General features: G+C 72.0%; 12 protein-coding genes and 1 tRNA gene. 6 read left to right on the plus strand and 7 right to left on the minus strand.

Going from position 1 to position 12,986, the window contains the following annotated elements:
- Positions 1 to 59: 59 nt before the first annotated feature.
- Positions 60 to 251: a DUF2795 domain-containing protein gene (locus JM949_RS26370; RefSeq protein WP_203150958.1), complete on the minus strand. Its 192-nt coding sequence runs from the start codon at positions 249 to 251 to the stop codon at positions 60 to 62.
- Positions 252 to 379: 128 nt separating this feature from the next.
- Here JM949_RS26370 and JM949_RS26375 point away from each other — a divergent pair, with 128 nt between their 5' ends.
- A complete protein-coding gene (locus JM949_RS26375; protein ID WP_203150959.1) occupies positions 380 to 1,636 on the plus strand; it encodes an erythromycin esterase family protein in 1,257 nt (418 codons plus the stop codon).
- A 53-nt stretch (positions 1,637 to 1,689) separates the two neighbouring features.
- On the opposite strand, the gene JM949_RS26380 is transcribed toward JM949_RS26375, so the two are convergent.
- The 3 genes from JM949_RS26380 to JM949_RS26390 all read right to left on the minus strand — a co-directional run bounded on the left by JM949_RS26380 (position 1,690) and on the right by JM949_RS26390 (position 5,038).
- On the minus strand, positions 1,690 to 3,915 hold the full coding sequence (locus JM949_RS26380; RefSeq protein WP_203150960.1) for an MMPL family transporter: 2,226 nt from the start codon (positions 3,913 to 3,915) through the stop codon (positions 1,690 to 1,692).
- Positions 3,915 to 4,502 (minus strand): TetR/AcrR family transcriptional regulator, encoded by a 588-nt coding sequence (locus JM949_RS26385; RefSeq protein ID WP_203150961.1) that lies wholly within the window; start codon positions 4,500 to 4,502, stop codon positions 3,915 to 3,917. The genes JM949_RS26380 and JM949_RS26385 overlap by 1 nt, the downstream gene beginning before the upstream one ends.
- A 101-nt stretch (positions 4,503 to 4,603) precedes the next feature.
- Positions 4,604 to 5,038, minus strand: a complete 435-nt coding sequence (locus JM949_RS26390; RefSeq protein WP_238433921.1) for a winged helix-turn-helix transcriptional regulator — start codon at positions 5,036 to 5,038, stop codon at positions 4,604 to 4,606.
- 74 nt (positions 5,039 to 5,112) lie between these two features.
- On the opposite strand from JM949_RS26390, the gene JM949_RS26395 reads away from it, so the two are divergent.
- The 5 genes from JM949_RS26395 (at position 5,113) to JM949_RS26415 (ending at position 10,933) form a co-directional block, all read left to right on the plus strand.
- A complete protein-coding gene (locus tag JM949_RS26395; RefSeq protein ID WP_309232334.1) occupies positions 5,113 to 6,594 on the plus strand; it encodes an MFS transporter in 1,482 nt (493 codons plus the stop codon).
- A gap of 31 nt (positions 6,595 to 6,625) precedes the next feature.
- Positions 6,626 to 7,585, plus strand: coding sequence for a non-homologous end-joining DNA ligase (ligD, locus tag JM949_RS26400; RefSeq protein WP_203150962.1), 960 nt, complete (start codon positions 6,626 to 6,628; stop codon positions 7,583 to 7,585).
- A gap of 71 nt (positions 7,586 to 7,656) precedes the next feature.
- Positions 7,657 to 8,106 carry a helix-turn-helix transcriptional regulator gene (locus JM949_RS26405; RefSeq protein ID WP_203150963.1) on the plus strand — a complete coding sequence of 150 codons (450 nt, stop codon included), beginning with the start codon at positions 7,657 to 7,659 and terminating at the stop codon, positions 8,104 to 8,106.
- Between the two features lie 5 nt (positions 8,107 to 8,111).
- A complete protein-coding gene (locus JM949_RS26410; RefSeq protein WP_203150964.1) occupies positions 8,112 to 8,522 on the plus strand; it encodes a VOC family protein in 411 nt (136 codons plus the stop codon).
- 29 nt (positions 8,523 to 8,551) lie between these two features.
- Positions 8,552 to 10,933 carry an ATP-binding cassette domain-containing protein gene (locus tag JM949_RS26415; RefSeq protein WP_203150965.1) on the plus strand — a complete coding sequence of 794 codons (2,382 nt, stop codon included), beginning with the start codon at positions 8,552 to 8,554 and terminating at the stop codon, positions 10,931 to 10,933.
- An 11-nt stretch (positions 10,934 to 10,944) separates the two neighbouring features.
- Here the strand turns inward: JM949_RS26415 and JM949_RS26420 are convergent, their stop codons facing one another.
- The 3 genes from JM949_RS26420 to JM949_RS26430 all read right to left on the minus strand — a co-directional run bounded on the left by JM949_RS26420 (position 10,945) and on the right by JM949_RS26430 (position 12,559).
- Positions 10,945 to 11,520: a hypothetical protein gene (locus JM949_RS26420; protein WP_203150966.1), complete on the minus strand. Its 576-nt coding sequence runs from the start codon at positions 11,518 to 11,520 to the stop codon at positions 10,945 to 10,947.
- Between the two features lie 82 nt (positions 11,521 to 11,602).
- Positions 11,603 to 11,677, minus strand: a tRNA-Arg gene (locus tag JM949_RS26425).
- Positions 11,678 to 11,863: 186 nt separating this feature from the next.
- The gene (locus JM949_RS26430; RefSeq protein ID WP_203150968.1) at positions 11,864 to 12,559 is read right to left on the minus strand and encodes a winged helix-turn-helix domain-containing protein; all 696 of its coding nucleotides are present in this window, start codon (positions 12,557 to 12,559) and stop codon (positions 11,864 to 11,866) included.
- Positions 12,560 to 12,986 lie beyond the last annotated feature (427 nt).

The raw sequence follows: 12,986 nt of genomic DNA on the forward strand, positions 1-12,986 counted from the left end.
CCGGGCCGGGCCGGGCCGGGCCGGGCCGGGCCGGGCTGGGTTGGGCGGGGCTGGTTGGGTTAGGAGGGGGGTGTCAGGGCGGCGTTCAGTTCGTCGGGGGAGTTGAACTGGTCGGGTGGTAGCGCCTGCAACATCTGCAACATTGGCGTGCCGGCCCCGTTCTCCTGGGCCCAGCGGATCAGGTCCTCCCGGGAGACCGGGTAGTCGAGCCCGGCCAGGTACTCCTGCAACTGCACGCCGGTGACGGTCATGTCGGCCGGCTACCCGCTCGCGGTGGTCGTACACCGGCTTGGTGGGCGGGCGCGACGGCCCGGCGGCCGGCGTGTCGGCCCGCGACGCGCCCACGGTTTGCCGCAGCGGCGGCCGGGTAGCCGCTGCCATGCTGGTTCAGCGGCTCGGCGCGCCGAGCGACTTCGACCCGTTGCTGGAGCGCGTCCGGGACGCCCGGGTGGTGATGATCGGTGAGTCCACCCACGGCAGTTACGACTACTACCGGTTGCGGGAACAGCTCACCCGCCGGTTGATCGCGGAGTGCGGCTTCTCCTTCGTGGCCGTGGAGGGCGACTGGCCGGACTGTGACCGGGTGCACCGTTCCGTCACGGCTGCGCCGGACGGCGCTACCGAACCGCAGCTCGCGCTCGCCCAGTTCGAGCGGTGGCCGACCTGGATGTGGGCCAACGCCGAGGTGGCCCGGTTCGCCAGTTGGCTGCGGGCCTGGAACGTGGAGCGGCCGGAGGAGCAGCGCGCCGGCTTCCACGGGCTCGACGTGTACAGCCTCTGGGAGTCGATGCAGGCCATCTTCGACTACCTGGGAGAGGAGGACCCGAAGTCGCTGGAGGCCGCCCAGGACGCCTACCGCTGCTTCGAGCCGTACGGCAAGCGGGTCGAGGAGTACGGCGCGGCCAGCCGGTTCGTCTCCGCCCGGTGCGAGGAGGAGGTCGTCCGGCTGCTCGCCCGGACCCGCGAACACGCCCTCTCCGATGGCCCGGACCGCTTCTCGGCCTGGCAGAACGCCGAGGTGGTGGCCGGTGCCGAGCGGTACTACCGGGCGATGGTGGCCGGCGGCCCGGATTCGTGGAACATCCGCGACACCCACATGCAGGACACCCTGGACCGGCTGCTGGACCGGTACGGCCCGGACGCCCGGGGCATCGTCTGGGCGCACAACACGCACGTCGGCGACGCGCGGGCCACCGACATGGCCGCGGACGGGATGATCAACATCGGTCAGTTGGCCCGGGAGCGGCACGGCGACGACGCGGTGGCCCTGATCGGCTTCGGCAGCTACCGGGGCACTGTGGTCGCCGCACCCCGGTGGGGCTCGCCACCCGAGGCGATGGTGGTGCCACCGGCCAGGGAGGGCTCGATCGAGCGACGGCTGCACGAGCTGATGCCGGAGCGGGCGGTGCTGATCTTCGGCGGCGACGACCAGCCGGGCTGGGTCACCGACACCACTGACCACCGGGCGATCGGGGTCGTCTACGACCCGTCGTTCGAGTCCTGGGGCAACTACGTGCCGACCCGGCTCGGCGAGCGGTACGACGCCTTCATCTGGTGCGACGACACCACCGCTCTGCACCCGCTACCGGTGCCGGCGGTCCCCGGTGAGATGGAGACCTACCCGGCGGGTGTCTGACGCGGTGGAGGTGTGGCACCCGGCCGGGCGCCACACCTCCACCGTCGGCTGGGTCAGACGTGCGTCGGGGTGCGTTCGTCGAGTCGGGCGCGCAGGCCCTCGCCCTCGATGTCGACGTTCGGCAGGGCGCGGTTGAGCCAGCGGGGCAGCCACCAGGCGCGGTCACCGAGCAGCGACATCACCGCGGGAACGATGGTCATCCGGACCACGAAGGCGTCGATGGCGACACCGACGGCGAGCGCGAAGCCCATCGACTTGATCACCGGGTCCTCCAGGAAGACGAAGCCCCCGAAGACCGAGATCATGATCAGCGCGGCGGCGGTGACCACCCGCGCGCCGTGCCCCATGCCGCTGATGGTGGCCTGCCGGGCGGTCTCGCCGTGCACGAAGTCCTCCCGCATCCGGGACACCAGGAACACCTCGTAGTCCATGGCGAGCCCGAACAGGATGCCGATGAGCAGGATCGGCAGGAAGCTGATCAGCGGGCCCGGCGTGTCCAGGCCGACCAGGTCGGCGAGGTGCCCCTGCTGGAAGACCGCCACCGTGATGCCGAACGTGGCGGCGACGGTGAGCAGGAAGCCCAGCGCGGCCTTGACCGGCACCAGCAGGGAACGGAACACCAGCATCAGCAGCAGCACCGAGAGCCCGACCACCAGCAGCAGGTAGACCGGTAGCGCGTCGGAGAGCTTCTCGGAGACGTCGATGCCGATCGCGGTGACGCCGGTGAGCAGCACGTCCGCGTCGCGGATCCCGCCCACCGCGCCCCGGATGTCGTGCACCAGGGTCCCGGTGGCCTCGTCGGTCGGGCCGGTCTTCGGCACCACGCCGAGCAGCGCGGTCCGGCCGTCCGGGCTGAGCTGCGGCGGTGCCACCGCGAGGACGTTCTCGGTGCGCTGGAGCAGGGCGGTGACCTGTGGCACGGCCGCCGAGGTCGCCTGCGGGTTGTCCCCGGCGACGACCACCGCGAGCCGGCCGGTGAAGCCCGGACCGAAGCCTTCGGTGATCAGGTCGTTCGACACCCGGGCGGGGGAGCCGACGGCCGCCGTCGAGGCGTCCGGCAGGGCCAGCCGCATGTCCGGCGTCGGCAGCGCGAGCAGGCCCAGGCCGAGCAGACCGACCAGGATGACCGGTACGCGGAACCGGGTGACCAGGCGTGCCCAGCGGAAACCGAACGCGGACTGGTCCTCGGTCGTGGCGGGCCGGTCGGTGCCGTCCGCGCCGGTGCCCGGGGTGCCGTCGGTGGCTGACGTGCCGTCGGTGCCGACCGCCCGCAGCCGGCGGGGGAGCACCCGGCGGCCCGCGAAGCCGAGCAGCGCCGGCTGGAGGGTGATCGCGACGAGGACCGCCACGGTGACCGTGCCGGCGGCGGCGAGACCCATCACGGTGAGGAACGGAATGTCCACCACCGCGAGCCCGGCCAGCGCGATGACCACTGTGGCGCCGGCGAAGACCACGGCGGAGCCGGCGGTGCCCACGGCCCGGCCGACCGCCTCCTCCGGGGACAGCCCGTCGAGCAGGTTCTGCCGGTGCCGGGAGGTGATGAACAGCGAGTAGTCGATGCCGACCGCGAGGCCGAGCATCAGCGCCAGGATCGGTGCGGTGCTGGTGAGCTGGACGACGCCGCTCAGGGCGAACAGCCCGGCCATCCCGGCACCCACCCCGATCAGCGCGTTGAGCATCGTCATTCCGGCCGCGACCAGGGAGCCGAACGTGATGATCAGGACGATCGCGGCGACCAGGACGCCGAGCGCCTCGGTGGAGCCGATCTCCGGCTCACCGCCGAGCACCTCGCCGCCCGGGGCGACCTGCCAACCCTGTGCCTTGGCCGCCGCGCCCACCTGCTCGTACGCAATCCGCTGCGCGTCGGTCACGTCGTCCCCGCCGGCGGCGAACTGGACCTGGACCAGCGCGTACCGGCCGTTGGGCGTGACCGCGCCGACCTGGAACGGGTTGACCGCGCCGACCACGCCGGGCAGCGTCGAGGCCTGCTGGACGAGTTCCTGCACCACCGCCTGGCCCTGCGGGGTGCCCAGTTGACCGTCGGCCGGTGCCTTGACCGCGATGGTGCCGGTGGCGCCGCTGGCCGCCGGGAACTGCTCGGCCAACAGGTCGAGCGCCCGCTGGCTCTCGGTGCCGGGCATGGTGAAGTTGCTCGCCGTCGGGCCGCGCAGGGTCGCCGCGGCCAGACCGGCGGCGACGAGTACGACGAGCCAGAGCGCGACAACGAGCCGTCGCCGGCGCAACGCGCCCCGGCCGAGCCGGTAGAGCAGGGTGGCCATCAGGAGTCCTTGTCCTCGGTCGTGGGTGGATGGGGCAGTTGTGCTTCGACGGGCTCGACGGCCCGTCGGACGAGGGCGAGCAGGGCGGCACGCAGGTCGTCATCCGGGATGTCGACGAACTCGGCGCACGCCTCGGAGATGCCGGCGAGCAGCACCAGTGCGGCGATCCGGGCGCCCGGCCGGTCGGAGTTGCCGGCCAGCGCGTCCCGCAGCCGGTCGGAGATCTGCTGGATGTGGGCGAAGGCGGGCTGGCACAGCAGCTCCGGGAACTCGCCGCGCAGCACCGCGATCTCCCGCCGGAAGCGGACCGCGAGGTCGACGAAGCCCTGGGCGGCGACCTCCTGGGCGGCCGCTCCGGTCAGGCCGGTGAGCTGGTCGTCGAGGTCGCGCAGCACCCCGATCGCGGGTGCCATCAGCTCCGCGAGCAGGGCTTCCTTGTTGGCGAAGTGGTAGAGCACGGTGGCCTTGGAACAGCCGACCTCGCGGGCGATGTCCTGGAGGGAGGTGCCCCGGTAGCCGGTCACTCCGAACCGTCGCGCCGCCGCGGCGAGGATCTCGCCGTGCGTCTCGGACACCGCTCTGGCCATCACCGGTCCACCCCCCGCCGACCAGCATGCCTGACCGATCGGTCAGACCCTGACCGATCGGTCAGAGAACACTGGTGGCGTTCACCACACGCCGGGTCGGTTTAGTCGGCGTGCGCGGTGTCGTACCTGGTCCGCGCCTCGGCGATGGCCCGGCGGTGCCGTTCCGCCCAGCTGGTCAGCGCCACCAGCGACTCGTACAGCTCAAGCGCCATCGGGGTGGCGGTGTATTCGACCTTGGGCGGGACGGTCGGATAGACAGTGCGGTGCAGCAGGCCGTCCCGCTCCAGCTGGCGCAGGGTCAGGGTGAGCATCCGCCGGCTGATGCCCTCGATGTGCCGCTCCAGCTCGGTGAAGCGCACCGGCCCGTTCGAGGCGGCCACCAGGATGCCGATGCTCCACTTGCCGCCGACCCGGTCGAGCACCTCGCGGACGGTGCACGCCCGTGCCTGCCCCGGGGTGAACGGCACGTTCTCGGCCGCGCAGGTCACTTCGGCCTTGACCTGCGCGGACACATCGCTGTTCCGCTGGGACATCAAAGTGCCTCCTTCCGCTCCGGCTTGTGGTCACAGACGATGACCTCGGTAACAAACCATGCACCAAGGAGGGTTCCGTGGAGCAGATCGTCCCATCCCGCTGGCCGGCGTTGCTGGTGCTCTGCGCCGGCAGCCTGATGATCATCCTGGATGGCACAGTGGTCGCGGTGGCGCTGCCCGCCGTGCAACGCGACCTGGGGTTCACCGCCGCCGGCCTGGCCTGGGTGGTGAACGCCTACCTGGTCGCGTTCGGCGGCCTGCTGCTGCTCGCCGGCCGGCTCGGCGACCTGCTGGGCCGACGGGGGGTGTTCCTGGCCGGCGTCGCGCTCTTCACAGTGGCCTCGCTGGCCTGCGCGGTCGCCACCGGGCCCAGCTCGCTGGTGGCTGCGCGATTCGGTCAGGGCGTCGGCGGGGCGCTGACCATGGCGGTCAGCCTCGGCATGATCGTCCGGCTCTATCCCGAACCGGCCGAGCGGGCCCGCGCCATCGCCGTCTTCAGCTTCACCGGGGCCGCCGGCGCGTCGATCGGCACTGTTGCCGGCGGGCTGCTCACCGACCTGGCGGGCTGGCGGGCGATCTTCCTGGTCAACCTGCCGATCGGGGCGATCATCCTGCTCGCGGCGGTGCGCCGGCTCCCCGGCGAGCGGGGGATCGGGCTGCGGGCCGGCCTGGACCTGCCCGGTGCCCTGCTCGCCACCGCCGGTCTGATGGCCGCCGTCCTAAGCATCGTCGGAACGGGAGAGCACGGCTGGACCAGCTCCCGAACCCTCGGCGCGGTGGCCCTCGCGGCGCTGCTGCTCGGCGGCTTCGCGGTGCGGCAGCGGGTGGCGGCGACCCCGCTGATCCCGGCCCGGGTGCTGCGCGTCCCCGGTCTGGTGGCCGCGAACGCGGTGCAGTTCCTCATGGTCTGTGCGTACTTCGGATTCCAGTTCCTGCTCGCCGTGGAGCTGCAACTGGTGCTCGGGCTGGACGCGGCGTCGACCGGCTGGGCCTTCCTGCCCACTCCGGTCGTGATCGCGGTGGTGTCGCTCGGCCTGGCCGGTCGGCTGATCGCCCGGTGGAGCGCCCGGACCGTGCTGCTGGCCGGGCTCGTCCCGGCGACCGTCGGCTTCGTGCTGCTCGCCCGGCTGCCGCCGACGGCGGCTACGTCGCGGACGTACTCCCCGCGATGCTGGTGTTCGGCGTGGCCGGCGGCCTCACCCTGCCGGCGGTCACCACCCTGGCCATGGCCGGTGCTACCGACACCGACGCCGGGCTCGCCTCCGGGCTGGTCAACACCACCCAACAGGTCGGCGGCGCGGTCGGCCTGGCCGCGCTGGCCACCCTGGCCGCCGCGCAGCGACGGCCTACGGGCCGCCGGCTGGGCCGAGACGGCCGCGCTCGCGGGCGGCTACCGGACCGCCTTCGCCGTGGCCGCCGGTCTGGTCCTCGCCGCGCTGCTGGTCGCGCTCACGACACTGCCGCGACGCCCGGCCAGCCGCTCGTTCGCCGTCGAGAGCTCCGGACCGGCGGCGGTGGGCGCCGGAACCGATTCGTACCGGGGCGGCGCTTCCGGTTGACCGGGGGCGGCGAGGCCGGGAGGGTGGTCGGGTGAGCAAGGCCGACGAGACCCGGGACGGCGTGGCCCTGACCAACCTGGACCAGCCGCTCTCCGACCGCGACGACGCGACCAAGCGGGACCTGGTCGACTACCTCGACGCGGTCCACGACCGCATCCTCCCGCACCTGCGGGGCCGGCCGCTGTCGGTGATCAGGGTCCGCCCCGGCCAGCCGCCGTTCATGCAGAAGAACCTGCCCCGCTACACCCCGGACTGGGTCCGTCGGGCGTCGGTCTGGGCGGAGGCGTCGCACCGGGAGATTTCGTACGCCCTCTGCGACGACCGGCGCACCCTGCTCTGGTTCGCCAACCAGCGGGCGGTCGAGTACCACCCGACGCTGGCCACCACTGCGGACCTGCACCGCCCGACCCACCTGGTGCTGGACCTGGATCCGCCGGAGGGCGACGGGTTCCGCGCGGCGGTCGCCGCGGCCCTGCTGGTCCGCCAGGCGCTCGCCGACGCCGGGCTGACCGGCGCGGTCAAGACCAGCGGGGCGAAGGGTGTGCACGTCTTCGTTCCGGTCACCGACGGCCCCACCGCCGAGGAGTTGGCCGCCGCCACCCGGGCGCTCGCCGTCCGCGCCGAGCGGCTGGACCCGGCGCTGGCCACCACGGCGTACATCAAGGAGGACCGGGGCGGCCGGGTCTTCGTGGACGCCACCCGCGCCGGCGGGGCGACAGTGGCGGCCGCGTACAGCCCCCGGCTGCGGCCCGGGCTGCCGGTCTCGTTCCCGGTCGACTGGGCCGACCTGACCGAGGTGACGCCCGCCGACTTCACCATCCGGACCGCCCCGACGCTGCTCGCCGACGGTGACCTCTGGGCCGCGCTGCTGCCCGCCCCACAGTCGCTCCCCGCCGACCTGGTCGCCGAGGGTCGGACCATCCCGGTGGCCCGGGTGCAGGCCATGCACGAGGGGAAGCGTCGGGCCCGGGCCCGACGCGAGGCCGGCTGACCAGGCTCGTCGGCCCGCGCTCGGGCCCGGCGACCGGCTGATTGTCGGTGGGGTGTGGCACGATTTCCCAGGTGAGCAGCAAACCCGACGCGACGCGGCGACTCGGCGACCTCGCCCGGCTGCGCCGGGTCCGCGACCGGATCGACCGGGAGTACGCGCAGCCACTGGACGTCGAGGCGCTCGCCCGGGGCGCGCACATGTCGGCCGGGCACCTCAGCCGTGAGTTCCGGGCCGCCTATGGCGAATCTCCGTACAGCTATCTCATGACCCGCCGGATCGAGCGGGCGATGGCCCTGCTGCGCCGTGGTGACCTGAGTGTCACCGAAGTCTGTTTCGCGGTTGGTTGTTCGTCCCTGGGCACCTTCAGCACCCGCTTCACCGAGCTGGTCGGTGTGCCGCCCAGCGTCTACCGGCGACAGGCCGCGCAGGCGACGGCGGGCCTGCCGTCCTGCGTGGCAAAGCAGGTGACCAGGCCGGTCAGGAATCGAGAAGCGCGGGTCGCCGAGCCGCAACTAGCGTGACCAGCATGGACATCACCATTCACTCAAGCTTCCTGCCGCACACCGACCCGGAGGCCTCCCTGGTCTTCTACCGCGACGTCCTCGGCTTCGAGGTCCGCCTCGACGTCGGCTACGAGGGGATGCGGTGGATCACCGTCGGGCCGGTCGGCCAGCCCAGCACGGCCATCGTCCTGCACCCGCCGGCCGCCAACCCGGGCCTCACCGACGACGAGCGGCAGGCCATCCTCGAACTGATGGCCAAGGGCAGCTACTTCGGCGTCAACCTGGCCACCACCGACCTCGACGCGACCTTCGCCAAGCTGGAGTCGAGCGACGCCGAGGTCGTCCAGGAGCCCACCGAGCAGCCGTACGGCCTCCGCGACTGCGCCTTCCGCGACCCGGCCGGCAACCTGATCCGCATCCAGCAAGTGCGCTGACCCGTCCGCACCCGACAGATGGAGACACGATGAGCACGGCCCGCCAGCCGTCCGCGCCGCACGTGGCCGACAGCCACGACCTGATCCGCGTGCAGGGCGCCCGGGTGAACAACCTCAAGGACGTCAGCGTCGAGATCCCGAAGCGTCGGCTGACCGTGTTCACCGGTGTCTCCGGCTCCGGCAAGAGCTCGTTGGTGTTCGGCACCATCGCGGCCGAGTCGCAGCGCATGATCAACGAGACGTACAGCGCCTTCGTGCAGGGCTTCATGCCGACCCTGGCGCGGCCCGAGGTCGACCTGCTGGACGGCCTGACCACGGCGATCATCGTGGACCAGGAACGGATGGGCGCCAACTCCCGATCCACCGTCGGCACCGCCACCGACGCCAACGCCATGCTGCGCATCCTGTTCAGCCGGCTCGGGCAGCCGCACATCGGTTCGCCCAACGCGTACTCGTTCAACGTGCCCTCGGTGAAGGCGACCGGCGCGATCACCGTCGACCGTGGTGTGGGCAGGACGAAGACCGAGAAGGCGACCTTCACCCGGCTCGGCGGCATGTGTCCGCGCTGCGAGGGCATGGGCGCGGTCACCGACATCGACCTGACCGCGCTCTACGACGACAGCCGCTCGCTCAACGAGGGCGCGATCACGATCCCGGGTTACAGCATGGAGGGTTGGTACGGCCGGATCTTCCGGGGCTGCGGATACTTCGACCCGGACAAGCCGATCAGCAAGTTCGGCAAGCGGGAGCTGCACGACCTGCTGCACCGGGAGCCCACCAAGATCAAAGTCGACGGCATCAACCTGACGTACGCCGGCCTGATCCCGTCGATCCAGAAGTCCTTCCTCGCCAAGGACATCGACGCGTTGCAGCCGCACATCCGTGCCTTCGTGGAGCGTGCGGTGACCTTCACGACCTGCCCCGACTGTGCCGGCACCAGGCTCAGCACGCAGGCCCGCTCGTCGAAGATCAAGGGTAAGAACATCGCCGACGTCTGCGCGATGCAGATCAGCGACCTGGCCGCCTGGGTACGCGACCTCGAAGAGCCGTCGGTCACGCCACTGCTGACCGGGTTGCAGCACCTCCTCGACTCGTTCGAGAAGATCGGGCTGGGCTACCTGTCGCTCGACCGGCCGTCGGGCACCCTCTCCGGCGGCGAGGCGCAGCGCACCAAGATGATCCGCCACCTCGGTTCGTCGCTCACCGACGTCACCTACGTCTTCGACGAGCCAACGATCGGGCTGCACCCGCACGACATCCAACGGATGAACGAGCTGCTGCTCCAACTGCGCGACAAGGGCAACACCGTCCTGGTCGTCGAACACAAACCGGAGGCCATCGCCATCGCCGACCACGTCGTCGATCTCGGGCCCGGCGCGGGCACGGAGGGCGGGGCGGTCTGCTACCAGGGCACCGTGGCGGGTCTGCGGGCCAGTGGCACCAGCACCGGCCGTCACCTCGACGACCGGGCCGCGCTCAAGGAGACGGTACGCACGCCCACCGGCACGCTGGAGATCCGCGGCGCGACGGCAAACAACCTGCGCGACGTCGACGTCGACGTCCCGCTCGGGGTGCTCGTGGTGGTGACCGGTGTCGCCGGCTCCGGCAAGAGTTCGCTGGTGCACGGGTCGATTCCGGCCGGCGCGGGGGTGGTGTCGATCGACCAGGGTGCGATCCGGGGGTCGCGGCGGAGCAATCCGGCCACGTACACCGGGCTGCTCGACCCGATCCGCAAGGCGTTCGCGAAGGCCAACGGGGTGAAGCCGGCGCTGTTCAGCGCCAACTCCGAGGGCGCCTGCCCGAGCTGCAACGGGGCCGGCGTCATCTACACCGACCTGGGGATGATGGCCGGCGTCGCCGCCCCCTGCGAGGACTGCGAGGGCAAGCGGTTCCAGGCGTCGGTGCTGGAATACCGGCTCGGCGGGCGCGACATCAGCGAGGTGCTCGCGATGTCGGTGACCGAGGCCGAGGCGTTCTTCGGCGCGGGCGAGGCCCGCACGCCGGCCGCGCACGCCATCCTCAACCGGCTCGTCGACGTCGGGCTCGGCTACCTCAGCCTGGGCCAGCCGCTCACCACCCTGTCCGGCGGGGAGCGGCAGCGGCTCAAGCTGGCCACCCACCTGGCCGAGAAGGGCGGCGTCTACGTCCTCGACGAGCCGACCACCGGCCTGCACCTGGCCGACGTCGAGCAACTGCTCAGCCTCCTCGACCGCCTCGTCGACGCCGGCAAGTCGGTGATCGTCATCGAGCACCACCAGGCGGTCATGGCGCACGCCGACTGGATCATCGACCTCGGCCCCGGCGCGGGCCACGACGGCGGCCGGATCGTCTTCGAGGGCACTCCGGCGGACCTGGTCGCCGCCCGCTCCACAGTCACCGGCGAGCACCTGGCGGCGTACGTCGGCAGGTGACGGTCTGCTGCTCAGGCAACCGGCGGTCGGTCGGACTGTGCGGTTGGCGGTTGGTCGCGGTGTGCCGTCGGCGGTTGGTCGCGGTGCGCCGTTGGCGGTTGGTCGGGCTGTGCGGTTGGCGGTTGATCGCGGTGTGCCGTCGGCGGTTGGTCGCGTCGTGCCGGGGTGGCCGCGAGGGCGCCGCAGCCGGCGGTGATCAGCCCGAGGGCGATCGTGGTCGGGGTGACGTAGCCGGGCACCGACGAGGTGAGGTACCTGCCGCCGCCGCTGAGACGGCACTCGAAGCGGAGCGGGAGGAGGTCGACGTCGTACCCGTTGACCTGGCTTGCCAGCTGCGACCCGCCGTCCCGGCAGGGTCCGCTCGGAGCGGAGCCGGTGCCGCCGTCCTCGGCCCGCATCACCGCGTAGCCGAGGTGGAGCAGGCCCCAGGCGTACCCGGCCACGGCTCCCGCGCCGGCCAGGAGCGCCGCCGCCCGCAACCAGCCCGGTCGTCCGCCTGCCCTGGACGCCGCGCGGATCCCACGAACGGTGAGGACCGTCGCGGTGGCGGCCCCGCCCAGCGCGCCGATGAGCAACCCGAGAAACATGGTGCCATCTTGATCTTGCGCGACCGCGGATACAAGAAACCGGACGCGGGAAGCCAATGCTCCTGCGTCCGGCCAAGATCTTTGGTGCCCCCGGCAGGATTCGAACCTGCGCCCCCGCCTCCGGAGGGCGGTGCTCTATCCCCTGAGCTACGGGGGCTCAGCGACTGGAGAAGACTAGCAAACCTCCTCCGCGTACGCCGAATCGGTATCGGGTGAGCCGATCGGGTCGGCGACCGGTCCGCCCGGTGCTCTGGCGACCGGTCCACCTGGTGGTTCCGGGGCCGGACACCCCGTGTTTCGGCGGGCGACCGTGTGTGGGCCGCCGGACTGCCCGGCCGGGAGCTCAGGCGGCCGCGATCGCCCGCCCGCAACTGGGCAGCGGATGCAGGACGATCCGGCGCGGAAGCCGGCGCGGCCACTCGTTGCGCGGCCAGGAGCCGTCCACGATCACGTGCACCGTGCGCTGCTCCTCGCCGCTGAGTCGCAACACGAAGTCGCGGGGGAGCGGCGGGTCCACCGTCGGCGTGGTGATCATGAAACGTACCCGACCGCGCGACGAGACGGCGGAGATCACGTCCGCCGCCGGCATGGTGCCGCGCAGCCGGACCCGGCCGATCCAGTAGACCTCGGCGAGGTGCTCCTGAGCGGCCCGGGTGATCGCCGGATACTCGCTGCGGACCCAGCGTTCGACCGCGCTGACGCAGAGCCCGCAGGCCCGTTCGCGCGGCTCCCGCGGACCCAACCCCCAGGCCCGCAGGTACGCCCCGACCGCGCCGGCGTCCAGCGGCAGGTCGAACCGCCGTTGGATGAGCGTGGTCAGGCTCTGCCGCGTCCACAACTCCTCGTCCAGGCCGAACTCGTCGGGGTGGACACCCCGCAGCGCGTCGATCAGCTCGAGTTCCTGTTCGCGGCTGAGCATTCCCGGCTCGCCCTGCCGCTGTCCGCGACGGACGGCTGCCACCGCCCCGTCACCACCGATGGTGTGGCGTCGGCACCAGCTGGTGACCGAACGCCGTGCGTCTCTGAGTGCAACCCCCACGTCCTGGGCAACGAGCCCGAATCGCAACTGGTCACGATATGTGGGGAGAAAAGTCTCGAAGCAACGTAATCGCCTGTGCCGCCCAAAACGCCCTCAAGGTGCATAAGCGACCGTACGGGACATGCGCTCGCTGGTCCGCGCCCCGTGATCGACTCGGGTTCCTGGAAGTCGGGGGATCCGGTCCGCGCAGACAGCGCGATTTCCTTGAAGTCGAGTCGATCACCGCCCTGGCACCCGTGCGGCCTGGCACCCGTGCCGCCTGGCGGCCGATCGGCCTGGCACCCGTGCGGCCTGGCACCCGTGCGGCCTGGCACCCGTGCCGCCTGGCGGCCGATCGGCCTGGCGCCTGGGCATTCCAGCGCGCAGGGCAGGCGAGCTTGCAGAGCTTCGGTCAAGTCCAAGATCGACTCGGGTTCCTGGAAGTCGG

Source organism: Micromonospora tarensis (genome assembly GCF_016803395.1).
Taxonomy (GTDB): domain Bacteria; phylum Actinomycetota; class Actinomycetes; order Mycobacteriales; family Micromonosporaceae; genus Micromonospora; species Micromonospora tarensis.

Bases quoted from the DNA above. Each gene is read 5' to 3' on its own strand.
- JM949_RS26370 (WP_203150958.1), bottom strand. From the start codon at position 251: ATGACCGTCACCGGCGTGCAGTTGCAGGAGTACCTGGCCGGGCTCGAC.
- JM949_RS26375 (WP_203150959.1), top strand. From the start codon at position 380: ATGCTGGTTCAGCGGCTCGGCGCGCCGAGCGACTTCGACCCGTTGCTG.
- JM949_RS26380 (WP_203150960.1), bottom strand. From the start codon at position 3,915: ATGGCCACCCTGCTCTACCGGCTCGGCCGGGGCGCGTTGCGCCGGCGA.
- JM949_RS26385 (WP_203150961.1), bottom strand. From the start codon at position 4,502: ATGGCCAGAGCGGTGTCCGAGACGCACGGCGAGATCCTCGCCGCGGCG.
- JM949_RS26410 (WP_203150964.1), top strand. From the start codon at position 8,112: ATGGACATCACCATTCACTCAAGCTTCCTGCCGCACACCGACCCGGAG.
- JM949_RS26415 (WP_203150965.1), top strand. From the start codon at position 8,552: ATGAGCACGGCCCGCCAGCCGTCCGCGCCGCACGTGGCCGACAGCCAC.
- JM949_RS26420 (WP_203150966.1), bottom strand. From the start codon at position 11,520: ATGTTTCTCGGGTTGCTCATCGGCGCGCTGGGCGGGGCCGCCACCGCG.